Genomic DNA, 24,582 nt, shown 5'->3' with positions numbered 1-24,582 from the left:
CAAGTCCGATAAGTGCTTTCGCGTTATCGGGCCTGGCCGAATGCTGGCGATCATTCATTACAAGAACAAGAAAACGGAGCACCACGTTATGAACAGCTTGCGCAATATGTCGATCAGCCGGCGCTTGTGGCTCATCCTGGTCGTGGCCGTCATAATGCTGCTGGCCTTGGGTGTCTTGATGCTCAAGCAGATTCACGATGACTTGTATGTCGCCAAGGCACAGAAAACCCAGCATGTGGTGCAAACCGCCAGTGGCATCCTCACTTACTATCACGACCTTGAAACCGCCGGCACGCTCACCCGCGAAGCCGCGCAGAAACAGGCGCTGACAGCCGTTCGCGGACTGCGTTACGACCAGAACGATTACTTCTGGATCAACGATCTGACGCCGGTGATGATCATGCACCCGGCCAACCCCAAACTGGACGGCCAGAATCTCTCGGCGATCCGCGACCCCGACGGTGTTGCGATATTCAATGAGATGGTCACGGTGGCCAAGAGCAAGGGCGCCGGGATCATCAATTACCGCTGGCCAAAACCGGGTGCCAGCGAACCCGTGGGAAAAACCTCCTACGTCAAACTCTTTGAGCCCTGGGGCTGGATGATCGGCTCGGGCGTGTACATCGATGACATGCAAGCCGAATTCTATGGTCAGTTTTGGAAAGCCTCGGTCATTGGCTTTGCAATCGCGCTGATCATGGCGGCACTGGTGATCCTCATCGCCCGTAGCATCGTTCGCCCGCTTCAGGAAACCGTCCACGCGATGGCCAACATCGCCAGTGGTGAAAGCGATTTGACCCGCAGCCTCGACACCCACGGCCAGGATGAAGTCACACAATTGGCCCGGCACTTCAATGCCTTTACCGCCAAATTGCGCCAGGTCATCGGTGAACTGCAGGTCTGCGCCAGTGCGCTAGGCCAATCGTCCAGCGAATTGGGCAACGACGCGACCCAGGCCCAGCAACGCAGCCAGCAACAGTCGCAGCAGATGGAACGGGTGGCCACGGCGATCAATGAAGTGACTTCCGGCGTGCAGGATGTGGCAAAGAATGCCGAACATGCCGCCAGCGAAATGCGCGATGCCGAAGCTCAGGCCCAACAAGGCCAGGTCAACATTGATGGCAGCCTGCAGCAGATCGACACGCTGTCGTGCACCATCAATCAGGCCGTGGACGTGATCCGCACCCTGGCCACCGAAAGCACCCAGATTGGCAGCGTGCTGGAAGTGATCCGCTCGATTGCCGATCAGACCAACCTGCTGGCGCTCAATGCCGCCATCGAGGCAGCAAGGGCTGGCGAACAAGGTCGGGGTTTCGCGGTGGTAGCCGACGAGGTTCGCCTTTTGGCCCAGCGGACCCAGAAGTCCACGGCGGAAATCCAGTCGATGATCGAACAACTGCAAAGTCATTCCGAGGCAGCGGTCAAGGTGATTGGCGACAGCAGCCGGGCATCGCAGCTGACCATCGAACAGGCGGGTCTGGCCGGTACAAGTCTGAATGCCATTGGTCAGGCGTTGCGCAACCTCAACGGCCTGAATGCGTCCATCGCCAGCGCCACCCTGCAACAGGCCCATGTGGTCGAAGACATCAACCAGAACGTCACCCAAGCCGCCGGGTTGTCCCACAGCACCGCGCTGGCGGCTGAACAATCCAGCAAGGCGAGCCTGAGACTGAAGGAATTGAGCGAGCAATTGAACGGTTTGCTCAGGCAGTTCCGGGTTTAATTCGAAAAAGATCGTCCGAACGCGATCCGTGCCTCTGGCAGCGCCTGCAGGGTAATCGTCACCCTGTGAGGCGCCGCCAAAGGCTGCGATCGATTGATCTTCAGTTACAATCCGCCCCCTCTTCGACTTCCCCCAAGGAAACTCCATGTCCGGGCTTGAACTGTTTGCCGCCGCCCTCGGTGTCATTGCCGTATGGTTGACGGTCAAACAGAACCCCTGGTGCTGGCCGATCGGTCTGGTCATGGTGCTTGTCTATAGCTGGATCTTTTTCGAGGTGAAGCTGTATTCGGACATGCTGCTGCAAGTGATTTACGCCGCATTGCAGCTCTATGGCTGGTGGCAGTGGACCCGCGCTGGCGATGCGCATCATGGACGCGAGGTCAGCCGGCTAGGCAAACATGCGGTGGCGTCGGGACTGGCCATCGGTGCGGCGTGCAGTCTGTTGCTGGGCGCCGCCATGGCGCACTGGACCGATGCCGCCCAGCCTTGGCTCGATGCTTTCCTCACCGCCTTCAGCCTCGTGGCGCAATGGTGGATGGCGCAAAAGCGCCTGCAGTGCTGGCCGCTGTGGATCGTGCTGGATTGTATTTTCGTCGGTCTGTTCCTGTACAAGGGGATGTACGTGACGGCGGCCCTGTATGGCCTGTTCACCCTGCTGGCCATTCAAGGCTGGCGCTCATGGCGCAGCGATCCGGTGCTGTGCCCATGAAGGTGCTGGTGCTGGCAGGGCCGGAATCCAGCGGAAAAAGCTGGCTTTCGAGTGAGGTTCACGCCAACTTTGGCGGCATATTGGTCGATGAGTACGTCAGGCACTTCATCGAAAGCGAAGCCCGGGAAACCTGCTACGATGATATTGAATCAATAGCACATGGCCAGCTGACCTGGGAGGATGTCGCACGTGCCTCACAACCGTCGCTACTGATCCTCGATACGCATCTTTTAAGCAACATTCTTTGGAGTCGTACGTTGTTTGGCGCTTGCCCGACCTGGATCGAACAGGCACTGCTGACCCGGCACTACGACATGCATTTACTGCTGAGCCCTGAAAACGTGGCCTGGCATGACGATGGACAACGCTGCCAGCCGAAACTGGCAGAACGCCAGGCGTTTTTCCAGGCCAGCCGCCAATGGCTTGAGCAGCACCACCAGCGTTATCAGGTACTTGAAGGTGATTGGCAACAACGCAAGGACGCCGCATTTGAGGCCGTGACACGCTTGCTCAAGGCCTGACAGGGCTACCCTGCCCTGTCACATATGTCCATTCCTGAAACACCCTCCCCCGCGCAAACCCTCGAACTAAAGCGGCCCGAGCGCTGCAGCAAGAAAATGTTAAGCCACTGATACAACCTGCCTCAAGCCACCTTGACGAGCAATGGCGCCCATCTGGACGGCGTTTTTGCGCGGCTTTGTCTCAGCGGTGATACAAATTTTTTTGACCGCCACGGCAAATATTTACAACTTACTGTTTTTTAAAGAAAAACAAAAACCGGCACACCTTCTGCTCTCTTCCCCGCAGTGCTGATTAACACCAGCGCTCCACTTACAGAAGGAATTGCCGCCGTGGGGAAACTTGATAACCACATTTTTAGCCTCCTGCTGATCGGATGTGCATTGGGCTCAAGTGTTTGCCTGCCTGTACAGGCTGACAACGGCATCATCATTATCAAACGTGACGTCCAGCCGCGCATGGCGACACGCGCGCCGGTGGCTCCCGATCCTAACCCCACGACCGCCAATGCCAACCCGTCGAAACAGATCCTCAATCAGACGAGCGAATTGAGCGACGGTGACTTTGCCACCGTCGCCAGTGGTGCAGGCATTTCACGCCTGGTCGCCCAAGGCACCAATAACATGGGCGGCAATATCACCAACCAGACACAACTTTCCAACGTCCCCGCTGGGCGTTCGGGAAATTCGGGCAACAACGGCATTGCCAACATGGTCAATTCAAACGTCCAGCAAGGCCTGGGCGCTTTGAGAATCATAACGGGAGACCGTTGAGATGAATCGCACGCTGCTGATTATCGCCATGCTTTGCAGTAGTACATCGGCCTTTGCCCAACCTCCTGTCATCAATAACGCCGAAATCGATAATTCAGGCGCGCAGTACCAAGGCAACTTCTCCGTCAACCAGGCGGCTGGCGATCTACAGCAACAGGCCAACGCCCGAGCCATCGCCATTGGCCATGGAGCCAGCGCGACGGTACAGATTCGCCAACGGTTGCGCGGCCAAGTCGACCCCGCCATGGATGCGCGATCGAGCATCCAGGGTAACTCCTTCAGTAACGGCAACGGCGTACTGGGCGTGAACCAGAGTTCGGGCGCCAATACCCAGCAAGCCAACGCACTGCGTATCAGCATCAGTGCTCAGCCGCAAAGCATCGACGACAGCGTCCTCATGCAACAGAACGTGACGCTGCTCAACAACTCCGATCCAACTGACTCTGCACCAGGCTTTCGCCAGGTCGCCACCAGCGACCAGGCCTTCACCGGTAGCCGCGGGGTAATTCAGTTGAATCAGAGTGCAGGGGTGGGAAACCGCATGGCTAACACCCTCAGCATACGGGTCGCGGATTGACCCAAACAGGTAGTTTCAACACTTAACCTAAAATAAGTACGGAGAATCACCATGAAACCTTCGATGGCATTAAAGCCTCTGGTTTTCGCAATTGCTGCGGTCATGGCTGTTGCTGTACAAGCTGGGCAAAACGATCGGCGTGACCATCACCACGGCCACACCCCACCTCCTCCAACCAAAATCCTTGTCAATGCGACTGCCAGTGCAACCGACAAGCAGACCAGTACCGGCAACCGCATCTATAACGAAGGGACTCAAAACTCTGCCGAGATGAGCAGTTCCGCCTCTGGTGCCAGCGGCAACGTGGGCGTCAACGTGGCAGGCGGCAATGGCAACCAACAAGACAACGCGGCGGCCATCGCCAACGCCTCCTCCGACTCAAGCCTGGATAACAGCTTCGTGTTCGGCACTGCCACTGCCACTGCCAAAGTCACTCAATACGGCAATAACAACCGGGTTGATAACTATGGCGTCACGAACACTGCAACGATGAGTGGCTCAGGTAACGGCGGCAGCGGCAATATGGGTATCAACGTTGCTGGTGGTGACCTTAACCAACAGAAAAACACCATGGCAATCGCCAACTCTAACTCCCCACTGGGCAACGCTACCGCCACTGCCTCGGCTGATCAAAGCAGCCCTGGCCTGACCGTGAATAACGTCGCCGACCGGACTTATCGCGTGGATACGGTGACTGTTACCAAAACAGCCAGTGGCAGTGCCTCCTTCAACAAGAACTCCAGCCTGAGCGTTGACAAGAGCGCTTCCAGCAACTGGGCTGCGAGCGGTTCCAACAGCTTCAATGCAAGCGGATCCAAAAGCTTTGATGCAAGCGGATCCAGAAGCGCAGATTCCAGTGCGACCAGCAGCGCTTCTTTCGATGCTTCTCTGAACGCTAACCTGGACGCATCGGCGAGTGCTTCGAGATCGGTCACCTGGAATAATGGCGGCGCCGATCACACTCGCAGCAGGTCTGGTGACGCATCGCTGAGCGCATCGCTTGATGCATCGGCCAGTGGTTCTCTCAATACGTCGAACAGCAACTCGTCCGACTCTTCCTACACCAAATCGCACGACTCCTCGTTCACAAAAGCGTATGACTCCTCGTACGCCAAATCAGGCGAGAAATCGTCTGCGTCTTCTAAAGACGTAACGAAGAGCTACAGCGAAAGCAGTTCATTTGATTTGAGTAATACCTACTCCTATCAAGTGCTGACTCCAACCGGCTGGGCAAACCCTGTGACCAACACTGCAACCCTGAGTGGTTCGGTGAATGGCGGCAGCGGCAACCTGGGTGTCAACGTGACTGCTGGTGTGGGCAACCAACAAAGCAACTCGCTGGCTATCTCCAACCAGTCGTTCTAATGCTGTCTCTGGAGGCCCCCTTACGGGGGCCTTTTTTCAATATGACCAGAGGGCATCCCCCCATGCGCATTATCGCCTTGGCATTTTTGCTTTGCGTGACCAGTGTGATCGAGGCTGCACAAATGCCGCTGTCCGTCCTGCCGGGCGGTGCGGTGGTATTCAAGCCGATCCAGAGCATCCGCGAGCGTAAATTTGCCGACCTGGTGCAACAGAAAACCGACTTCAGTTGCGGCGCAGCAGCGCTGGCGACCATTTTGCGCCAAGCCTATTGGCTGGACGTCACAGAAGACCAGATCATCGAAGGCATGCTGGCACACTCCGACCAGGATCTTGTCCGCGTTCAGGGCTTCTCCATGCTCGACATGAAGCACTACGTGGAAAGCATCGGCATGCGCGCCCGAGGCTACCGGGTGGCGCCGGAAACCCTGGGTGAAATCAAAATCCCGGTGGTGGTACTCATGGATATCCGTGGCTACAAACATTTTGTAGTCATGCAAAGGGTCCATGACGGCTGGGTCTATATCGGGGATCCGGTACTCGGTCATAAACGCTACAAAGTCGACGACTTTGTCAAAGGCTGGAACGGCATCATTTTTGCCGTCATCGGTCAGGGCTACGACAAAACCAATGCGTTGCTCGATCCGCCGTTGCCACTGAGCGCCAAGAATCGCATCAACACCTTCAACCCGGTGCAAGACGCCGAGTTGATGGATTTCGGATTCATCCAAAGCGACTTCTTCTAATAACAAGGGAGCACGAAGCTCCGGGAGTATCCAATGAAGACTCCAATCTGGCTGGCGGTGGCTTGCCTCGCCGCCAGCCTGCCAACCCATGCAGAGACTTTCAAACCCATCGAACTGAATGACCAGGAATTGGCGAGCCTGCGCGGCCGCTTTGTCATGCCCGGACGCATCATCAGCTTCGGCATCGCCATGACCAGCACCTGGCAAAATGCCAACGGTGAAGTGATCGGGGCAACGTCCTCGATGCAGATTCAACAATCCACCATCCAGCCACAGTTCTACGTGTCGAAGATCGATGAAAAAGGCACTGGAACGTCGCGATCACAAGGCACCGGCATCGTCATTGGTGGCAGCGGCCTCAACAGCACTGAAGGTGTCACACAAGTCGCGCGTGCTGCCGGTGACTACAACACGGCCTACAACAACGTTTATATCAACGTGACCAAGGCCAATCAGGCACCAGCCACACAACAGCAGGGCCAGGCATTGGCCGCTGGCTCGACATTAACCGGCGCCAACGATGCGGGTTCGATGAGCGTTTCCTTGACCGGTAGTGGCATACAACTCAACATTCTGGCCAACAACAACCAGGGCAGTACGGTACAACGCCTGGCCCAGGGCGGGCTGCTGCAGAACACGACGCTGCTCGGCACCGGCAACCAGGTCCGCAACATCACATCGCTCAATGTCGTGCTGCGTGACACCGTTCCGACAGCCGGCTCGCTGAGCGGCAATCTAGACCAGCTCAGAGGACTACGCACCAGCGGATTCTGATCTACGCTCAGTGTCACCAGACGTGTCAGAAGGGACGGCTCACCCATGCATCGATCTTTAACGTTCAGGGCTATCGTTTGTTTGAGTAGCCTGGCCCCGGCTTCATTGCTGTACGCAGCACCGGATCCCCAGGTCGAAGCACTAAAACAAGAACTCATGGAGCTGAAACAACGTTACGAAGCACAACAGAACGCGCTGATGGTACTCGAGCAGCGCGTTCGCCAGGTCGAAGAAACACCGGCGACACCGGCACCCAAGCGCCTGACCAAATCCCCCGCGGAAAAGACCAAGGGTGGCCAGACAGTGGCCACCTCTGGGTCGGGAGCCACGGGCAGTTCATACGGTCAGTCGCTCAAGGATGACTCGGAGCCTGCGCAAAGCGTTTCCAACCTGTATGACGAAGCCAGCGGCTTCTTCGGAGGCGGCAAGTTCAGCGTCGAAACCGGCCTGACCTACACGCACTACGATACCCGCGCGTTAACGCTCAACGGTTTCCTGGCACTGGACTCGATTTTTCTCGGCAACATCAACATTGACCGCATCAAGGCGGATAACTGGACCCTGGACCTGACCGCCCGCTACAACGTGGCTCAACGCTGGCAGTTCGACATCAACGTTCCCGTGGTTTATCGCGAATCGACGTATTCCTCCGGTGGTGCCGGTGGCGCAGCACCGGTGACGTCGGACGCAACCGTTACCCGCGACCCGACCATCGGCGATGTCAACGTAGGGGTTGCCTACAAGTTTCTGGATGAGTCGGCCAACTATCCCGACGCGGTCGCCACACTGCGCATCAAGGCGCCCACCGGTGAAGACCCTTACGGCATCAAGCTGATCGAGGTCCCGGGCAACAATAACCTGGCGGTCCCCGAAAGCTTGCCGACCGGCAACGGGGTCTGGTCGATCACCCCGGGCATCTCGCTGGTCAAGACCTTCGACCCTGCCGTGCTGTTCGGCAGCCTGGCCTATACCTACAACATGCAGGAATCTTTCAACGACATCAGCCCTCAGGTCGACTCCAAGGTGAAGGGGGATGTGAAACTGGGCGATTCCTGGCAGATCGGTGCCGGCATCGCATTCGCCTTGAACGAGAAGATGAGTATGTCGTTCTCGTTCACCGATCAGTTCGCCCGCAAGAGCAAGATCAAGCCGGACGGGGGTGATTGGCAATCCATCACCAACAGCGATTACAACTCGGCCAACTTCAACATCGGCATGACCCTGGCAGCAAGCGATAACCTGACGATCGTCCCGCAACTGTCCATCGGGATGACCGATGACGCGCCCGATTTTTCCTTCAGCCTGAAATTCCCTTACTACTTCTAATGCTGCGACAACAAGAAGCCCGCTGTTTCAGCGGGCTTTTTCGTGGGTTCTACGAGCTATTGGAGCATTGACCTGCAGCCATACACCTCGCTACTCAACGTATCTGATGCTTGTGCAGCAAACGGTAGAAGGTCGGCCTGGATATCCCTAATACCTTGGCGGCGATGCTCAAGTTATCGCTATGACGGTTAAGCACATCACACAACGCCTGACGTTCTGCCCGGTGTTTGTAGTCTTCCAGCGTGCCCATCGGTGCGGAACCGGTTTGATGGCTGATCAGCCCCAGGTCTCGCGCCTCGATCTGCCGGCCTTCGGCCAGGACCAACCCGCGTCGTACCCGGTTGGCCAGTTCGCGAACATTGCCCGGCCAGTCATGCTTGCCCATGGCTATCAAGGCATCCTCACTGAAGCTGCGCGGACGGCGGCCGGTTTCATGACTGTAGAAATGGGAAAAGTGGTTGGCCAGCATCGACAAATCGCCATTTCGCTCACGCAGGGGCGCGGTCGAGACCTGCAAGACGTTCAGGCGATAATACAGATCTTCGCGAAAGCGCTTCTTCTCGATCGCAGCCTCAAGATCGACGTGGGTCGCGGCCAACACCCGCACATCCACGGGAATCGGCTGACTGCCACCCACTCGCTCGATGTGCTTCTCCTGGAGGAAGCGCAACAGGTTCGCCTGCAGTTCAAGAGGCAGGTCACCGATTTCGTCGAGGAACAGCGTACCGCCATTAGCCGCTTCTATTCGCCCGACCTTGCGTTGATGGGCGCCAGTAAAGGCCCCCTTCTCGTGACCGAACAGTTCGGACTGGATCAGGTGCTCGGGAATCGCGCCACAATTGATCGCGACAAAGGGTTTGTTGTGGCGCAACGATTGCCGATGCAGCGTGCGGGCGACCAACTCTTTACCTGTCCCGCTTTCGCCGCGAATCAACACTGGAGACTCCGTTGGCGCCAGTTTGCTCAGGAGCTTGCGCAACTCGCGTATTGGCTTGCTGTCACCGAGCAACTCGTGCTCGGGCTGATCGATATGCACCGTGCCCTGCCCGCGAAGACGGGCCATGCCGAAAGCCCTGCCCAGCGTCACCTGGACTCTGGAGACATCAAAAGGCAAGGTATGGAAATCGAAAAACCACTCGCAGACGAAATCCCCGACATTCTGCAGTCGAAGCACTTCCTGGTTGAGCACGGCGATCCACTCGGTACCGCTGCGGCTGATCACCTCTTTGACGGCGTCCGGGTGCTCGAGATGCCAGGGCTGCAAACGCAACAAACCTACGTCACACGTTCGGTCGGTGGCGTTTTCCAGCGTGCAGCTGTCAACGTCCCAACCCACGGAGCGTAATCCGGGCAATAGTTGATGGCAGTCGTCGCACGGATCCACCACAAGTAAACGTCTTAAGGCAGGCGCATCGCTCATGACTGTTCCTTGGCGCCAAAGTCAGGAAAAATTATTAAAAACAGTCATTTGGCAAACCTGACTGTAACATTAGCAAGAATTTGACAGAGCCTTGTATCGTTTGACTATAGAGCGGTCCTGGTATTAGTTATAAGAAGAGACTTCGATAAAAATACCTGACAAGCCCAGGTTTTCATTCAGCGTTCAAAATGACTCGGGCCAACCGGGTATATGAAAGAAAGTTGAAATTTCTTTTGATTGCATGTGACCCGAACCACCCTTGCGGGCATCAGTACAAGTAACCAGCCGAAGGGTCAGCCCAACCGTCGGCCTATCACTTGATTGGGCATACCGAGGGAACATCCAATGAACGCCCCGCTCCGTATCAACGAAGCTCTTCTGATTGCCGACCGCGCATTCCAGCCTTTCCAGTGCGTGGCCTGGGCGCCACAGGACGGCAACGGTGAACTCAGCCTGACCGTTATCGATCGCACCAAAAACAGTATAGGCCGCAAGCTGATCCCGAGCAGCGCCTACACCGACCCGGCACAACTTGAACGCCTGCTCGAACAGGCGCGTGCCGAGTTGAGCCACGAAGGTTACAAGCTCCAGTCGTGGTCGATGCCGCATTAATATTTTTTTGCGGATTACTCCGGGGTAATCCGCGCCCTTCCCCGTCGTTAACAGGTTGGCTGATCATTGCCAGCTGAACTTATGACATGGCTTTATTCAAACTTCCGTGTGCCTTTATACATTGCAGGCTTGCCACTGGTTCGAAAAGACACTGTTGTGGCACACAGCGACCCTCCATCTGTTAGTTATGACAGTTGTGCATTCAACCATTCAGGTTTTGAATATTCTCCTTATACAGTCGCCACCCAATTCCCGGATCAGGACGACTCGCAAGGAGGTGCGTGCATGTCAAGCCAGTCCGTTGTGGCTTCGCCCTCAACACTCAGTCATGCAGGCAAACTGGATCCTGCATTCGCCACCCAAGGCAAATCCCAGGTCTATTTCGCCGGCAGTCTTTCAAGCATCGCCCATGACGTCGCAATAGATTCCCAGAACCGCCTGTTGGTGGCGGCCAAGGTAGGCACCCCGGGCGGCAGTCGCTTCGGTCTGGCTCGCCTGCTGGAGGACGGCTCGGCGGATCTCGCCTTTGGCAATCAAGGCAGTGTCATCGGGCAGTTCCAACAAGGTTTCGAAGCCATGGCTGCCAGGGTTCGCGTGCTCCCCGATGAGCGCATTCTGGTCGTCGGTCTGCACTACGCAAATACGCACCTCACCCTCCCCGCACTGGCATTGTTTGACCCACAGGGTCGTCCCGTTCAGGACTTCGGTGACAATGGTCGCTGCATCGTGCGTCTGCCAGGCAATCTCTCCCATGGTATGCGTGATGCCTGGCTTCCACCCGGCGTACCGGGCGCCGAAGCCTGCGATGTCGACGTTCAAGCGGACGGTCGGATCCTGCTGATGGCCAACCATCACTTCGAACGGGCCGATCATGCCGGCCTGCTCATTCGACTGAACCCCGACGGATCGCTGGACAGCACATTCAATGGCCGCGGGTTCGTGATCGTCAGGCACTTGCTGATGAACACTTGGCTCAGCAGCCTGAAGATTCAGCGTGACGGGCGAATCCTTGTGGGCGGGTCGATCAACCTCCCCGGAGAAGGATTGCTGGCCCGTTATCGCGCGGACGGCAGTCTCGACACCCATTTTGCCGTGGACGGCTTCATGCGTTTCGAGGCGCGGGGACATAGCGCTCAGGTCAACCGGATCGTCCAGCAAGACAATGGCGACGTGCAGTGTTTCGGCAGCAGTCGTGAGCCGATGCGCTGCCTGGCCTTGAAAGTCCACATCAATGGCCGCCCGGACAGTCACTGCAACGGCGGGCAGCCGCAATTGCTGGAAATCGCCAATAACGGTTGCCAATGGACCGCCGCACAGGCGCAACCGGACGGCAGTGTGGTGGTAGCCGGCGCAACCATTGGTGGCGTCGAGGCAGACTTTCTGCTGGGTCGATACTCGCCTGGCGGCCAGCTCGATCCGGACTTTGGCGATGGCAACGGTTGGGTTCGCACCCGTCTCGGTCGCAGCCTGGACACCGCCACCTCGGTGGCCGTGCAGCGTGATGGAAACATTGTCGTGGGCGGTTATTCCCTGGACGGCCACTATCGGGCGATCGTCGCCCGTTACCTGGCTTAGCCCACTGGATTTTTTCCTACACTTGATCTTCCCATCCGCTTACGGCAAGTTGCGCGCTTCTTAATACAAGGAGCAGCCAATGTCCGGCTCGATGGCACAGGCGTTCGCCCGTAATTTTCTGGGCAACTCACCCCGCTGGTACAAGGTTTGTATTGTCGGCTTCCTGATTCTCAATGCCCTGGTGCTGTGGACAGCAGGTCCGGTGGCAGCCGGCTGGTTGCTGGTGCTGGAATTCATATTCACCCTGGCCATGGCGCTCAAGTGTTATCCACTGATGCCTGGCGGCTTGCTGCTCGTCGAAGCGTTGTTGCTGAAAATGACCACGCCACAAGCGCTCTATGACGAGCTGGTGCACAACTTTCCGGTGATCCTGCTGCTGATGTTCATGGTGGCCGGCATCTACTTCATGAAAGACCTGCTGTTGTTTCTGTTCTCGCGGTTGCTGCTTGGGGTCCGCTCCAAGGCGCTGCTGTCGTTGATGTTTTGCTTTTTGTCGGCGTTCCTGTCGGCCTTTCTCGACGCCCTGACCGTGACAGCCGTCATCATCAGTGCTGCCGTCGGTTTTTACTCGGTGTACCACCGGGTGGCCTCGGGCACCGATCCCCGCCAGGACGGCGAGTACAGCGATGATCGGCACCTGCCTTCCCTTCATCATGGCGATCTCGACCAGTTTCGTGCGTTTCTGCGCAGCCTGCTGATGCACGGTGCCGTCGGTACGGCGTTGGGTGGCGTGTGCACGCTGGTGGGTGAACCGCAGAACCTGCTGATCGGCCATGAAATGGGTTGGCATTTTGCCGAGTTCTTCCTGAAAGTCGCTCCGGTTTCACTCCCTGTCCTGGTCGCGGGTCTGGTCACCTGCGTCCTGCTGGAAAAATTGCGCTGGTTCGGCTACGGCACCTTGCTGCCGGACAACGTCCGCGCCGTGCTGGCCAATTACGCCGCCGAGGACAATGCCGAACGCACCTCGCAACAGCGTGCAGCCCTCATCGTACAGGGCGCGGCCGCACTGATCCTGATTGCCGGCCTGGCCTTTCATGTGGCGGAAGTGGGCTTGATCGGTTTGATGGTGATCGTGCTGATCACAGCGTTCACCGGCATCACCGATGAACACCGTCTCGGTAACGCGTTTAAGGATGCGATGCCATTCACCGCGCTACTGGTGGTGTTTTTCGCCGTGGTGGCAGTGATTCACGATCAACAACTGTTCACGCCATTGATCCAATGGGTGCTGGCGCTGCCTGCCGATCAACAACCGGGCATGCTGTTCATCGCTAACGGGTTGCTCTCGGCGATCAGTGACAACGTGTTCGTGGCGACCATCTACATCACCGAAGTGAAACAGGCGTTCCTTTCCGGGCACATGAGCCGTGAGCATTTCGAGACCCTGGCCATCGCGATCAACACGGGCACCAACTTGCCGAGCGTGGCGACACCCAATGGTCAGGCTGCGTTTCTGTTCCTGCTGACGTCGGCAATTGCACCGCTGGTTCGCCTGTCGTATGGACGGATGGTGTGGATGGCGCTGCCCTATACGGTAGTGATGGGTGGTCTTGGTTGGTATGCCGTGAGCTTCTGGCTCTAACACTGCCCCAAAAAACGAGGGAGCGAGCCTGCTCCCTCGATTGGGTCTAAAGGGTTATCGAGGGAGGATATACCGCTCAATCGCCAGAGCCGCACCGTCCTCGGTATTGGCGCCCGTCACCACATCGGCCTGGCGTCTGACTTCTTCCTCGGCCTGCCCCATGGCGATCGACAGACCGGCGCGATGGAACATGGCCGGATCATTACCGCCATCGCCCATGGCCGCCGTCTGTTGCAGCGGTACGCCGAGAAACCCGGCCAATGTCGCGAGGGCGTCACCCTTGTTGGCACGTATCGCGGTCACGTCCAGATACACCGGCTGCGAACGCGAAACCTGAGCCTGCCCTTCCACCAGCGGTAACAACCGCGCCTCCAGCTCAACCAGCAACGCGGCGTTGCTGCTGGCGGCGACGATCTTGTCGATGCGAGCAAGAAACGGCTCGAAACTATCGACGCTCACCGGTGGGTACCCCAGCCCGTGCTGCTCTCGCGGCAGCATGGGGCCGCTCGGATCTTTCACCAGCCAGTCGCCACCACTGAACACCCACACCTCGATATCCGGTTGATCGGCAAACAATGCCAGGGCGATCAGCGCCGCCGTGGCAGGCAAGTAATGCGCGACCAGCAAACTGCCATCCGGATTGACGATCGTGCCGCCATTGAAGGCCGCCGTCGGCAAGTCGACGCCCAGTGCCTCGATCGCCTGCAACATGGCTTTGGGGGGCCGGCCGGTGGCGAGACTGAACAGCACCCCGGCCTCACGCAACGCGCGTACCGCGTCGATGGTGCGCTGACTGAGGCTGTGATCGGGCAGCAGCAACGTGCCGTCCATGTCACTGAGCAAGAACCGGATGGGATGTTGCGCTACCTCACTCATCCGAGACCATGCCAGACGCGACCGTCGCGAGCCAGCAACTCTTCGGCGGCCTGCGGCCCGTTTTCACCCGCGGCATAGCTCTGTACCGCTGAATCCTGCTGCCAGGCGTCAAGGAACGGTTGTACGGCCCGCCAGCCGTTCTCAATATTGTCGGCGCGCTGGAACAGCGTCTGATCCCCGGTCAGGCAGTCATAGATCAAGGTTTCGTAGCCGGTGGACGGCTGCATTTCAAAGAAATCCTTGTAGGCGAAGCCCAGTTCTATGTTTTCCATCTTCAGTGCCTGGCCAGGCCGTTTGGCCAGCAGATCGAACCACATGCCTTCATTGGGCTGAATCTGGATCCGCAGATAGGTCGGTGCAAGCTCTTCGACCTCGGTATCACGGAACTGCGCATAGGGCGCAGGCTTGAAGCAGATGACGATTTCGGTGTCGCGCACGCTCATGCGCTTGCCGGTGCGCAGGTAAAACGGCACACCGACCCAGCGCCAATTGTCGATCATGACCTTCAGGGCCACATAGGTTTCGGTGTTGCTGTCCGGCGCGACCTTGTCTTCCTGGCGATACCCCGGCAGTGGTTTGCCGTCGACTTCGCCGGCGGTGTATTGACCGCGTACCGAATTGATCCGCGCGTCTTCGACCGACCAGGGACGGATCGCGCCGACCACCTTGGCTTTCTCGCCACGAACAGCATCGGCGCCAAAGGCCGCCGGAGGCTCCATGGCCACCATCGCCAGCAACTGGAACAGGTGATTGGGCACCATGTCCCGCAGAGCGCCGGTGTGCTCATAAAAACTGCCACGGGTTTCCACGCCGACGGTTTCAGCGGCAGTGATCTGCACGTGGTCGATGTAATGGTTGTTCCAAAATGCTTCGAACAGGCTATTGGAAAACCGGCTGACCAGAATGTTCTGCACGGTTTCCTTGCCCAGATAGTGATCGATCCGGTAGATCTGCTTTTCCGTCATGACCTTGAGCAGGCATGCGTTCAAGGCTTCGGCGGTTTGCAGATCGGAACCGAAAGGCTTTTCGATCACCACCCTTCTGAAGGATTCGGGGCTTTCCTCCAGCAAACCGGACGCGCCGAGACGACGCGCCACCTCACTGAAAAAACGTGGCGCGGTGGCCAGGTAGAACACCGCATTGCCAGTGCCACTGGCGGCGATTTTTGCCCCCAGCGCTTGATAAGTGCTGTCGTCCAGGAAATCGCCCTGGACGTAGCTGATGCCCTTGGCGAGTTTGGCCCACACCTGCGGATCAAGGGCCTGATCGCCCTTGCCGACTTTCGCGGCCGCCTCGTTGCGAATGAAGTCTTCAAGTTTTTGCGCGAAGCCTTCATCGCTGATGGCGTTGTGGTCAACGCCGATGATCCGCAGTCCATCCCCGAGTAACCCGTCGCGCTTGAGGTTATACAGCGCCGGCATCAGCAGGCGCTTGACCAGATCGCCATGGGCGCCGAACAGAAACAGCGTGGTCGGTGGCGTGGGTTCAGCCTTGGATTTTCTGCGGATCACATGGGTCATTTTTTAGGTGTCTCCACATGACCGCCAAAGCCGAAGCGCTGGGCCGAAAGGATCTTGTCGCCAAAGGTGCCCTGGCCACGGGAACGGTAGCGCGAGAACAGCGAGTTCGACAGCACCGGAACCGGTACTGCTTGTTCCATGGCCGCTTCGATGGTCCAGCGGCCTTCACCGCTGTCCGCCACAGAACCGGAGTAGCCTTCAAGTTTCGGGTCGCTGGCCAGAGCGTCGGCGGTCAGGTCCAGCAGCCAGGACGACACCACGCTGCCACGACGCCAGACTTCGGCGATGTCGGCGACATTCAAGTCGAAACGCTGGTCTTCCGGCAGGTTGGTGCTGGCCTTGGTCTTGAGAATGTCGAAACCTTCGGCGAAGGCCTGCATCATTCCGTACTCGATACCGTTGTGAATCATCTTGACGAAATGCCCGGCACCCGCCGGGCCGGCATGGATGTAGCCGTGCTCGGCACGGTTATCATCGGATTGGCGGTCCCTGGTGCGCGGAATGTCGCCCATGCCCGGTGCCAGGCTTCGGAACAGCGGATCGAGGCGCTCTACGGTCTCGGCGTCGCCACCGATCATCATGCAGTAACCGCGCTCCAGGCCCCAGACGCCGCCGGAAGTGCCGACATCGATGTAGTGCAGGCCTTTTTCCGAGAGGGTTTTCGCGCGACGGATATCGTCCTTATAGAAGGTGTTGCCGCCGTCGATGATGGTATCGCCGGCTTCGAGCAGGCTGCTCAGGGTGTCGATGGTGTCTTCGGTCGGCGCGCCTGCCGGCAGCATGACCCAGACTGCTCGTGGTTTGGCCAGGCCAGCGACCAGGGCCGGCAAATCGGCAACCCCGGTGGCGCCCTCTTCGCTCAACGTGTCGACGAAGGCGGTATTGCGGTCGTACACAACGGTGGTGTGCCCGTTGAGCATCAGGCGCCGCGCAATATTACCGCCCATGCGGCCCAGTCCAATAATCCCGAGTTGCATGTGCTGATGCTCCTTACTACAAATAAATGTGTGTCAAAGGTTATAGCCCAACGCGACTAATGAAGCTTAGTCCAGAGCGTCGGGATGAAGTTTCCGGGCATTGTGCCCGATCCAGACTGATAACGTCGGGAATCGTGCCGAAGACACAACGACCGCAAAAAATAAAAAAGTTCCCTTCGGGAGCGAAAGAAATCAAAATCGGCGCCGATAGTAGATCAGCCGCTGATGTGGGCGGATTTACAGTTGAGACACGCCATTTGCGAGGTGAGCAATGGGCACAGTACACACCGCACTGCCAGCACAAACCCTTTATGTCACTGTCCGTCGCGATGAATTGCGCCAGTTGAAAGACGAACGCGATCAGTTGAAACACGAATTGGCGCAATTGCGCTTGCTGCTCCAGAGGCAACAGCCCTTGCCCTTGACTCAGGACGCCTCCCCCGCCTGACCTCCCTCGCTCAAATCGGAAGCAGCTCTGCACTGCTTCCGATGCAGGGTAGCCTTTCGTCTACCATGCCAACTCACGAATTTTTCACATTTTCTTGGTAATACTCTGCGCCCTTTAAATGTCGTGGCCACCTCTTGCGTGCGCCTCCCGTCTGTCGCCCCCTCTGACTGACGGTGATGAACTCTGGCTGGAGCGTTGAATGTTTTGGTTTAAGCGCAGCGATGTGGCTGTGAAAGGTTTCGATTGGACCGCCCTTCTCTGGATGTTTCTGTTCTTCTGGTATTTCTCCGGCATCACCCAACTGCTGATCCAGTTGACGGGCACCTCGGGTTTCTCCGGGTTCCGCCAAGCGTTTTTCATGAGTGCCCTCTGGCTTGCGCCAATGCTGCTGTTCCCGAAAAAAACACGCGTCATGGCTGCGGTGATCGGCGTGGTGTTGTGGGCCTGCTCCATGGCGAGCCTGGGTTACTTCTTCATCTATCAGCAGGAATTTTCCCAAAGCGTCATCTTCATCATGTTCGAGTCGAACGTGTCTGAAGCCGGCGAGTACATGACCCAGTACTTCGCCTGGTGGATGGTGCTCGCGTTCCTCGCGCATACCGCGTTTGCCTATTTCCTTTGGACGCGCCTGCGCCCCGTGTACCTGCCCCGTGGCAAGGCATTGGTGGCCGCGACCGCCATTCTGGTGGCAGTGGTCGGTTATCCCCTGATGAAACAGACGGTGCGGGCAGGCAGTTTCGCGCAAGGATTCGACAAATTCGAAAGTCGCATCGAACCTGCGGTGCCGTGGCAGATGGCCGTGGCCTATCACCGTTACCGGGAAACCCTGGCCGGCATGCAGGACATGCTCAAAAGTGCCAGCACGATCCCGCCGCTGCACAATCTGAAGGACGCGATGGCCAACCAGCCCGCGACCCTGGTACTGGTCATCGGCGAATCCACCAACCGTCAGCGCATGAGCCTGTACGGCTATCCGCGGGAAACCACGCCGGAACTGGACAAGCTCAAGGATCAACTGGCGGTTTTCGACAACGTCATCACACCGCGCCCGTACACGATCGAGGCGCTGCAACAGGTGCTGACTTTTGCCGACGAAGAACATCCTGACTTGTACCTGTCGACACCATCGCTGGTCAGCATGATGAAACAGGCGGGCTACAAAACCTTCTGGATCACCAACCAGCAGACCATGACCAAGCGCAACACCATGCTCACGACCTTCTCCGAGCAGGCCGACGAGCAGGTGTACCTGAACAACAACCGCAACCAGAATGCCGCCCAATACGATGGCGACGTGATCGAGCCATTCAACAAGGCCCTGGCCGACGCGGCACCGCGCAAGTTGATTGTGGTGCACTTGCTGGGCACGCACATGAGCTACCAGTACCGTTATCCTGCGTCCTTCGACAAGTTCAAGGACCGTAACGGCGTACCGTCAGGCGTGCGCGACGATCAGGTGCCCACTTACAACAGCTATGACAACGCGGTGCTGTACAACGACTTCGTGGTGTCGAGCCTGATCAAGGATTACGCCAAGTCTGATCCGAACGGCTTCCTGCTGTACCTCTCCGATCATGGTGAAGACGTTTTCGATTCCACTGGCCATGGCACGCTGGGGCGCAACGAAAACAAGCCGACAGCACCGATGTACACCATTCCGTTCATGGCATGGGCCTCGCCGAAATGGCGCGAAACCCATGACTGGAGTTTTGCCGGCGATCTGGGGCGCCCTTACAGCAGCTCGCAACTGATCCACACCTGGGCCGACCTGGCCGGTCTGAGTTTCGATGAACTGGATCGCAGCAAAAGCCTGGTCAGCGACAGCTTCAAGCCACGGCCCTTGCTGATCGGCAATCCGTACGAGCGCCAACAGCGGCCATTGATCGACTTCAGCCTGATGAAACCCAAGGCAGCGTCTGCCGTCGTTCAGCAGTAAACCTTTTCAGGGGCCGGTTCCGGCCCCTTTTTCCTGGGCGCGCGCAAGGCCGAGCTGGCCAAGGCGTACCACCTGCCCGGCAATTGGCGGGCACTGACGGGCCGGCCCCCGATAATCGACGACACTCAGCCTGGACTGGAAACTGGACTTGAAATTCCAGATCTCGCCAATTCCCTTTTAATGGAATCGGCGGATAATCGGGATTCGACTTCGATTCATTGATTCATGGACGAATGGCATCCGACAGCTATTAGTGGGAGGCACACCATGAAACGTATTACGTTGACCCTCGCCATCCTGATGACACTTGGCTCCACCTGCGCCTTTGCCGAAGGCGGAGCCGAACGCATGCGGTACTACTACGAAACCCTGCGATACAACCAACAACTGGCGTTGGGCAACGCCACGCAAAGTCAGACGACGCCGATGCGGGTCCCGGACGATCAAACCGCGCAGATGACCGAATCCTACAGACCGAAATGATTGTTACACCTCTGACTGTCCTGCTCTGCAGTCAGAGTCGATCATTGGGCGTCCTGATGGGCGCCCCTTTTTTGCCATGATCAGAGCACCTTGATCAAAGCGCCTTGATCCAGAACATCATGCGCCCGTGCGCCGGATCGAACTCGCCCGGGGCAAAGCCGAACTTGCCATACGACGCCTGGGCCACCGCATTGCCCTCCAGCACCTCCAGCGTGATTTTGCAGCAGCCACGCTGGCGGGCGATCTCCTCGACCTTTTGCAACATCCGCTGGCTCAATCCCAATCCGCGAAACTTCGGCACCACCGCCACATCGTGAATATTGACCAACGGCCGGCAGGCAAAGGTCGAGAAACCTTCGAAGCAGTTGACCAGCCCGGCCGGCTCGCCGCCGACAAAGGCCAACACGCTGAAGGCATGGGGACGCTTGGCCAGCTCGCCCGGCAGGTGTTCCAGCACACTGGCAGGCAAGGAGTGACCGCCCCCCATCGGGTCTTCAGCGTAACTGTTCAACACCAGACAGATCGCTTCGGCATGCACCGGATTGGTATAGCTGGCTTGCAGTACTAGTATTTCCGCGGAATCCATTTCCATCCTCGTTTGCAGTAGCCCCAGCGCGTTGTTCGCGCTGGAAGGCCGGGTGAAGATATCGTGGGCGCCGCTGCAAATCAAAGGATCGCAGGCTCAATGCCCCCAAATCAAAGCCTCGGTCCAGCCCAATTCGGCAAAATCCCCGGCCCGCAGATGCGATTCGCCGACACAGAAAAACTCATCCAGCTGTGGCGGCTTGACTGAAGTCGCGCTGAGCATCCCGTGGACCTGACCGCGATGGTGAATCTGGTGCTCGAACAAGTGCGACAACAGACGCAGACGGCTCTCGTACTGGGGCGTGTCCCGGGCGATGGTCACGGTCCTGCTCAGGTCCGCATCGCGCATTTGCTCGCAGTAGGCGATCAAGCGTCGATCGACATGGGATTGCTCACGCATGAGGTCGGCGGCCAGGGTGTGCGGCTCGTCGTCCTTGAAAAAAACGTAGCAATCGGGGTGCGGCTCATCGCCGCGCAACTCGCGCTCTAGAGCATCTACATAAAACCAGTCACAGGTCAGGATATGGTTGAGGGTCGCGCGGAGACTGGGAAAGAAACTGGTGCGCGGCGCCGCCAGCTCATCCTGGCTCAACTGGCACCAGGCCTTGGCCAGTCGATGGTTGGCCCAGGCGTTCTGGTAGGCCATGGTCAGCAAATGGTGTGACAGCGGTTGATTCATCTTCACGCCTCCTGATTGTCACGCCTCGGCGAAGCGTTGCAGCTGCATCTCCTGCAGGCGACTGAGGGTGCGGCGGAACGGGAACTCCAGATAGCCCTGGGTGTAGAGCGAGTCCATGGGCACCTGCGCTTCGAGGTACAGCGGCACCTTGCGGTCGTAGCACTCGTCCACCAGGGCGATGAACCGGCGCACGCCATCATCATGCACCGACAACTGCGGCAACTCGCGATCGCCGGCCACCACTCGCTCAACCCCATCCTCAGTGCCACGGGCTATGCGCCCTTCGCGTTTTTGAGCACTGAGATTGGGTACATCGCTCAACAGAATAGCGCTGCAGGTGTCACACAGGGCCATGAAATCCATGGCGGAAAACGGCTGTTCACAGAGGTCGGCGTAACGACACCAGACGACGCCCCGGCTGGCCTGGACCACATTGAGCGAGCGGTAGCCAACCTGAATCGGAGCATTGGAAACCGCCTGACCGACGGTCAACGCCTTGAACACATCGCCAAGGGCACTCGATTGTCCGGGCGTGGCCACCCAATAACGCTGCAAGCCTTGCCCCGGATGCAGGCGATGGTCTTCCCCGCCATCCACCGCAATCACCTGCATGTGCTGCTTGATCGCCGCAATGGCGGGCAGGAAACGGTCGCGATTGAAGCCGTCGGCGTACAACTGGTCGGGCGGCAGGTTGGAGGTGCAGACCACCACCACGCCCTGCTCGAACATGACCTGGAACAAGCGCCCGAGAATGATGGCGTCACCGATGTCATTGACGAACAGTTCGTCGAAGCACAGCACCCGCACCTCGTCGGCCAGCTCCCGAGCCAGTGCCTTCAACGGGTCGGCAGTGCCGGTCAGTTGAAACGAACGCTGATGCACCCAGCCCATGAAGTGGTGGAAGTGCTGGCGCCGGGCCGGCACCCGCAGGTGTTGGTAAAACTGGTCCATTAACCAGGTTTTACCGCGCCCGACCGGGCCCCAGAGGTACACGCCCATGATCGGCGCCCGACCTTCATGCAAGGCTTCGTGGCACTTTTGCAACGCCCAGACGGCATGTTCCTGGGCTTCGTCCTGGACGAAACCCTTTTGTTCTATGGCGTGTTGCCAGGCGCTGAGTGGGGAGTCGACATTCATGGGCGGCAGTATGCCACTGGACAGCATTATCTTCAGTGAAATGTCCTGCGGGTTCTGCATCGAGGAAAAAGCATCACTCAGGTCGAATACAACATGGCCTGTGACACTCTCACCCCGAGCAGGCGCCCAAATGCCGGGTTGTAGTTACCGGTCAACCTTATGCTTCGCCGCGTACAAGCACAGCATTTCCATGGCCAGGGTCGCGGCCGCCAGCGAGGTGATCTCGGCGCTGTCATAGGCCGGCGCCACTTCCACCACGTCCATGCCCACCAGGTTGATCCCGCGCAAGCCGCCGAGAATCTCCAGCGCCTGCACCGTGCTCAAACCGCCGCACACCGGCGTCCCGGTCCCCGGAGCGAAGGCCGGGTCGAGGCAGTCGATGTCGAACGTCAGGTACACCGGGTGGTCGCCGACCCGCGAACGGATGGCTTCGACGATCGCGTCCACGCCCCGCCGATGCACTTGCCGTGCATCCAGCACTTCAAAGCCCTGGTGATCGTCGTTGGTGGTGCGCAAACCGATCTGCACCGAGCGCGAAGGATCGACCAGCCCCTCCTTGGCGGCGTGCCAGAACATGGTGCCATGGTCGATGCGCTTGCCCTCCTCGTCCGGCCAGGTGTCGCTATGGGCGTCGAAGTGAATCAGCGACAGCGCGCCGTGCTTGCGGGCATGGGCCTTGAGCAGCGGATAGGTGATGAAATGATCGCCGCCGAAGGTCAGCATCGCACTGCCGGCATTGAGGATGTGTTCGGCATGGGCTTCGATGCATTCCGGCGTCGACTGCGGCGAACCGAAATCGAAGTCGCAATCGCCAAAGTCAACGACCGCCAGGTGGTCGAACGGGTCGAAGGTCCACGGCCAGTGGCGTTCCCAGGCAATGCCGGTGGACGCGGCACGGATGCCCCGTGGTCCGAAGCGTGCACCGGGACGGTTACTGGTGGCCGTGTCGAATGGCACACCGCTGACCGCGACGTCGACACCGCGTAAATCGCGACTGTAGCGACGACGCATGAAACTGGTGATACCGGCGTAGGTGCTTTCGGCGGCAGTGCCGTAAAGGCTGTCACGGGTGATGGCTTGGTCGTTCTGCACTGGGACGTCCATTGAAGGTTCCTTGTTATTGGCGGCTACGGAAAGTGGTCCACACGCGAGTGCGCTGACGCATGTCCTTGAGGCTCATGCTGCGGTCGGCGTACAGGCGGTCACGAATGTCGGCGGGTGGATAGATGTCCGGATCAGTGCGCACAGCCTCATCCACCAGCGGCGTGGCTGCCTGGTTGGCCGTGGCGAAGAACAGCGTGTTGGTCAGCGCGGCGACCGATTCGGGGCGCAACATGAACTCGATGAACTGGCGGGCGGCTTCGGGGTTCGGCGCATCCTTGGGGATCGCCAGGTTGTCTTGCCAGACGATGGTGCCTTCCCTGGGAATCCGGTAGGCGATTTCGTACGGCTTGTTGGCCTTGTGCGCCTGATCCGCGGCCATGCTGGCATCACCGTTGTAAGTCAACGCCAGGCATATACTGCCATTGGCCAGGTCATTGATCTGCCGCCCGCTGGCGACGTACAGCACCGATGGCTGCAATTGATGCAACAGCGCCTGCGCCGCATCCAGATCGTTCTTGTCGGTGCTGTAGGGGTCTTTGCCCAAGTAGTGCAAGGCCAGGCCGATCACTTCCTGCGGCGAATCAATGATCGCGACGCCACAGTCCTTGAGCTTGCTGGCGTATTCGGGCTTGAAGAGCAAATCCAGGCTGTTGAGCGGCACATTCGGCAGGCGCTTTTGCACCGCTTCGACATTCATCCCCAGCCCCAGGGTGCCCCAGGTGTAGGGCACGCCATATTGATTGCCAGGATCGACCGCGGCGAGTTTCTCCAGCAGGTCCGGATCAAGATTCGCGTAGCCCTTGAGGCCTTCATGGGGAATCGCTTTCAGCGCGCCCGCCGCCAGACCACGCGCCAGTACGCTGGACGAGGGCACGACCACGTCATAGCCGCTGCCACCGGTGAGCAACTTGGTTTCGAGCACTTCCGGTGCATCGAAGGTGTCGTAGCGCACATGAATGCCGGTTTCCTGCTCGAAACGTTGCAAGGTTTCGGGGGCAACGTAATCGGCCCAGCTATAGAGATTGACGACTTTGTCTTCAGCCTGGGCCGAGGCGGCCACGGCCAGGAGCAACGCGGGTAAACACAGCTTGAACTTGGGAGCCATGACGAACACCTGTCAAGAGGAAGTGACTGCAGGA

24 protein-coding genes are annotated in these 24,582 nt (G+C 58.5%); 15 read left to right on the top strand and 9 right to left on the bottom strand.

The window, feature by feature from the left end:
• Positions 1 to 88: 88 nt before the first annotated feature.
• The 9 genes from ACX3YD_RS29520 (at position 89) to ACX3YD_RS29480 (ending at position 8,509) form a co-directional block, all read left to right on the top strand.
• Complete coding sequence (locus ACX3YD_RS29520; protein ID WP_458961744.1) at positions 89 to 1,723, top strand: methyl-accepting chemotaxis protein; 1,635 nt, start codon at positions 89 to 91, stop codon at positions 1,721 to 1,723.
• Between the two features lie 145 nt (positions 1,724 to 1,868).
• Entirely contained in the window at positions 1,869 to 2,432 is a 564-nt protein-coding gene (gene pnuC / locus ACX3YD_RS29515) for a nicotinamide riboside transporter PnuC (RefSeq protein WP_458961743.1), read from the top strand.
• Entirely contained in the window at positions 2,429 to 2,953 is a 525-nt protein-coding gene (locus tag ACX3YD_RS29510) for an AAA family ATPase (RefSeq protein WP_458962095.1), read from the top strand. The genes pnuC and ACX3YD_RS29510 overlap by 4 nt, the downstream gene beginning before the upstream one ends.
• 330 nt (positions 2,954 to 3,283) lie before the next feature.
• Positions 3,284 to 3,724, top strand: a complete 441-nt coding sequence (locus ACX3YD_RS29505; protein WP_458961742.1) for a hypothetical protein — start codon at positions 3,284 to 3,286, stop codon at positions 3,722 to 3,724.
• A 1-nt stretch (position 3,725) separates the two neighbouring features.
• Positions 3,726 to 4,301: an adhesin gene (locus ACX3YD_RS29500; protein ID WP_130206083.1), complete on the top strand. Its 576-nt coding sequence runs from the start codon at positions 3,726 to 3,728 to the stop codon at positions 4,299 to 4,301.
• Positions 4,302 to 4,352: 51 nt separating this feature from the next.
• Positions 4,353 to 5,666 (top strand): heme utilization protein, encoded by a 1,314-nt coding sequence (locus ACX3YD_RS29495; RefSeq protein WP_458961741.1) that lies wholly within the window; start codon positions 4,353 to 4,355, stop codon positions 5,664 to 5,666.
• Between the two features lie 62 nt (positions 5,667 to 5,728).
• Positions 5,729 to 6,409, top strand: a complete 681-nt coding sequence (locus ACX3YD_RS29490; RefSeq protein ID WP_458961740.1) for a C39 family peptidase — start codon at positions 5,729 to 5,731, stop codon at positions 6,407 to 6,409.
• A gap of 33 nt (positions 6,410 to 6,442) precedes the next feature.
• Positions 6,443 to 7,183, top strand: a complete 741-nt coding sequence (locus ACX3YD_RS29485; protein ID WP_458961739.1) for a hypothetical protein — start codon at positions 6,443 to 6,445, stop codon at positions 7,181 to 7,183.
• 45 nt (positions 7,184 to 7,228) lie between these two features.
• Positions 7,229 to 8,509, top strand: a complete 1,281-nt coding sequence (locus ACX3YD_RS29480; protein WP_458961738.1) for a hypothetical protein — start codon at positions 7,229 to 7,231, stop codon at positions 8,507 to 8,509.
• A 94-nt stretch (positions 8,510 to 8,603) separates the two neighbouring features.
• Here ACX3YD_RS29480 and ACX3YD_RS29475 read toward each other — a convergent pair whose 3' ends face one another.
• Positions 8,604 to 9,929 carry a sigma-54 dependent transcriptional regulator gene (locus ACX3YD_RS29475; protein WP_458961737.1) on the bottom strand — a complete coding sequence of 442 codons (1,326 nt, stop codon included), beginning with the start codon at positions 9,927 to 9,929 and terminating at the stop codon, positions 8,604 to 8,606.
• Positions 9,930 to 10,274: 345 nt separating this feature from the next.
• Between ACX3YD_RS29475 and ACX3YD_RS29470 the strand changes: the two genes are divergently transcribed.
• From ACX3YD_RS29470 to nhaB, 3 genes are all read left to right on the top strand, one after another.
• Complete coding sequence (locus ACX3YD_RS29470; RefSeq protein WP_458961736.1) at positions 10,275 to 10,541, top strand: hypothetical protein; 267 nt, start codon at positions 10,275 to 10,277, stop codon at positions 10,539 to 10,541.
• 285 nt (positions 10,542 to 10,826) lie between these two features.
• Positions 10,827 to 12,116 carry a hypothetical protein gene (locus ACX3YD_RS29465; protein WP_458961735.1) on the top strand — a complete coding sequence of 430 codons (1,290 nt, stop codon included), beginning with the start codon at positions 10,827 to 10,829 and terminating at the stop codon, positions 12,114 to 12,116.
• Between the two features lie 79 nt (positions 12,117 to 12,195).
• Positions 12,196 to 13,698, top strand: a complete 1,503-nt coding sequence (gene nhaB / locus ACX3YD_RS29460; RefSeq protein WP_458961734.1) for a sodium/proton antiporter NhaB — start codon at positions 12,196 to 12,198, stop codon at positions 13,696 to 13,698.
• 54 nt (positions 13,699 to 13,752) lie between these two features.
• On the opposite strand, the gene ACX3YD_RS29455 is transcribed toward nhaB, so the two are convergent.
• From ACX3YD_RS29455 to gnd, 3 genes are read right to left on the bottom strand one after another with little or no spacing between them, the layout of a single operon-like run.
• Complete coding sequence (locus tag ACX3YD_RS29455) at positions 13,753 to 14,574, bottom strand: HAD family hydrolase (RefSeq protein ID WP_458961733.1); 822 nt, start codon at positions 14,572 to 14,574, stop codon at positions 13,753 to 13,755.
• On the bottom strand, positions 14,571 to 16,094 hold the full coding sequence (zwf, locus tag ACX3YD_RS29450) for a glucose-6-phosphate dehydrogenase (protein ID WP_103405706.1): 1,524 nt from the start codon (positions 16,092 to 16,094) through the stop codon (positions 14,571 to 14,573). The genes ACX3YD_RS29455 and zwf overlap by 4 nt, the downstream gene beginning before the upstream one ends.
• The gene (gene gnd / locus ACX3YD_RS29445; RefSeq protein WP_458962094.1) at positions 16,091 to 17,095 is read right to left on the bottom strand and encodes a phosphogluconate dehydrogenase (NAD(+)-dependent, decarboxylating); all 1,005 of its coding nucleotides are present in this window, start codon (positions 17,093 to 17,095) and stop codon (positions 16,091 to 16,093) included. The genes zwf and gnd overlap by 4 nt, the downstream gene beginning before the upstream one ends.
• A gap of 247 nt (positions 17,096 to 17,342) precedes the next feature.
• Here gnd and ACX3YD_RS29440 point away from each other — a divergent pair, with 247 nt between their 5' ends.
• From ACX3YD_RS29440 to ACX3YD_RS29430, 3 genes are all read left to right on the top strand, one after another.
• Positions 17,343 to 17,519 (top strand): DUF6026 family protein, encoded by a 177-nt coding sequence (locus ACX3YD_RS29440; RefSeq protein WP_458961732.1) that lies wholly within the window; start codon positions 17,343 to 17,345, stop codon positions 17,517 to 17,519.
• A 199-nt stretch (positions 17,520 to 17,718) separates the two neighbouring features.
• Positions 17,719 to 19,455, top strand: a complete 1,737-nt coding sequence (locus ACX3YD_RS29435) for a phosphoethanolamine transferase CptA (protein WP_458961731.1) — start codon at positions 17,719 to 17,721, stop codon at positions 19,453 to 19,455.
• Between the two features lie 267 nt (positions 19,456 to 19,722).
• Positions 19,723 to 19,938 carry a hypothetical protein gene (locus tag ACX3YD_RS29430; protein ID WP_103405709.1) on the top strand — a complete coding sequence of 72 codons (216 nt, stop codon included), beginning with the start codon at positions 19,723 to 19,725 and terminating at the stop codon, positions 19,936 to 19,938.
• A 94-nt stretch (positions 19,939 to 20,032) separates the two neighbouring features.
• Here the strand turns inward: ACX3YD_RS29430 and ACX3YD_RS29425 are convergent, their stop codons facing one another.
• From ACX3YD_RS29425 to ACX3YD_RS29405, 5 genes are all read right to left on the bottom strand, one after another.
• Complete coding sequence (locus ACX3YD_RS29425; protein WP_090469446.1) at positions 20,033 to 20,524, bottom strand: GNAT family N-acetyltransferase; 492 nt, start codon at positions 20,522 to 20,524, stop codon at positions 20,033 to 20,035.
• A gap of 96 nt (positions 20,525 to 20,620) precedes the next feature.
• Positions 20,621 to 21,202 (bottom strand): DinB family protein, encoded by a 582-nt coding sequence (locus tag ACX3YD_RS29420; protein ID WP_103406068.1) that lies wholly within the window; start codon positions 21,200 to 21,202, stop codon positions 20,621 to 20,623.
• An 18-nt stretch (positions 21,203 to 21,220) separates the two neighbouring features.
• A complete protein-coding gene (gene zapE / locus ACX3YD_RS29415; protein ID WP_458961730.1) occupies positions 21,221 to 22,339 on the bottom strand; it encodes a cell division protein ZapE in 1,119 nt (372 codons plus the stop codon).
• A 144-nt stretch (positions 22,340 to 22,483) separates the two neighbouring features.
• A complete protein-coding gene (speB, locus tag ACX3YD_RS29410; protein ID WP_458961729.1) occupies positions 22,484 to 23,443 on the bottom strand; it encodes an agmatinase in 960 nt (319 codons plus the stop codon).
• A gap of 13 nt (positions 23,444 to 23,456) precedes the next feature.
• The gene (locus ACX3YD_RS29405) at positions 23,457 to 24,548 is read right to left on the bottom strand and encodes a polyamine ABC transporter substrate-binding protein (RefSeq protein ID WP_458961728.1); all 1,092 of its coding nucleotides are present in this window, start codon (positions 24,546 to 24,548) and stop codon (positions 23,457 to 23,459) included.
• Between the last annotated feature and the right edge of the window lie 34 nt (positions 24,549 to 24,582).

The organism is Pseudomonas fluorescens group sp. PF-1 (genome assembly GCF_054481335.1).
This window is presented reverse-complemented; position numbering and strand designations above follow the sequence as displayed.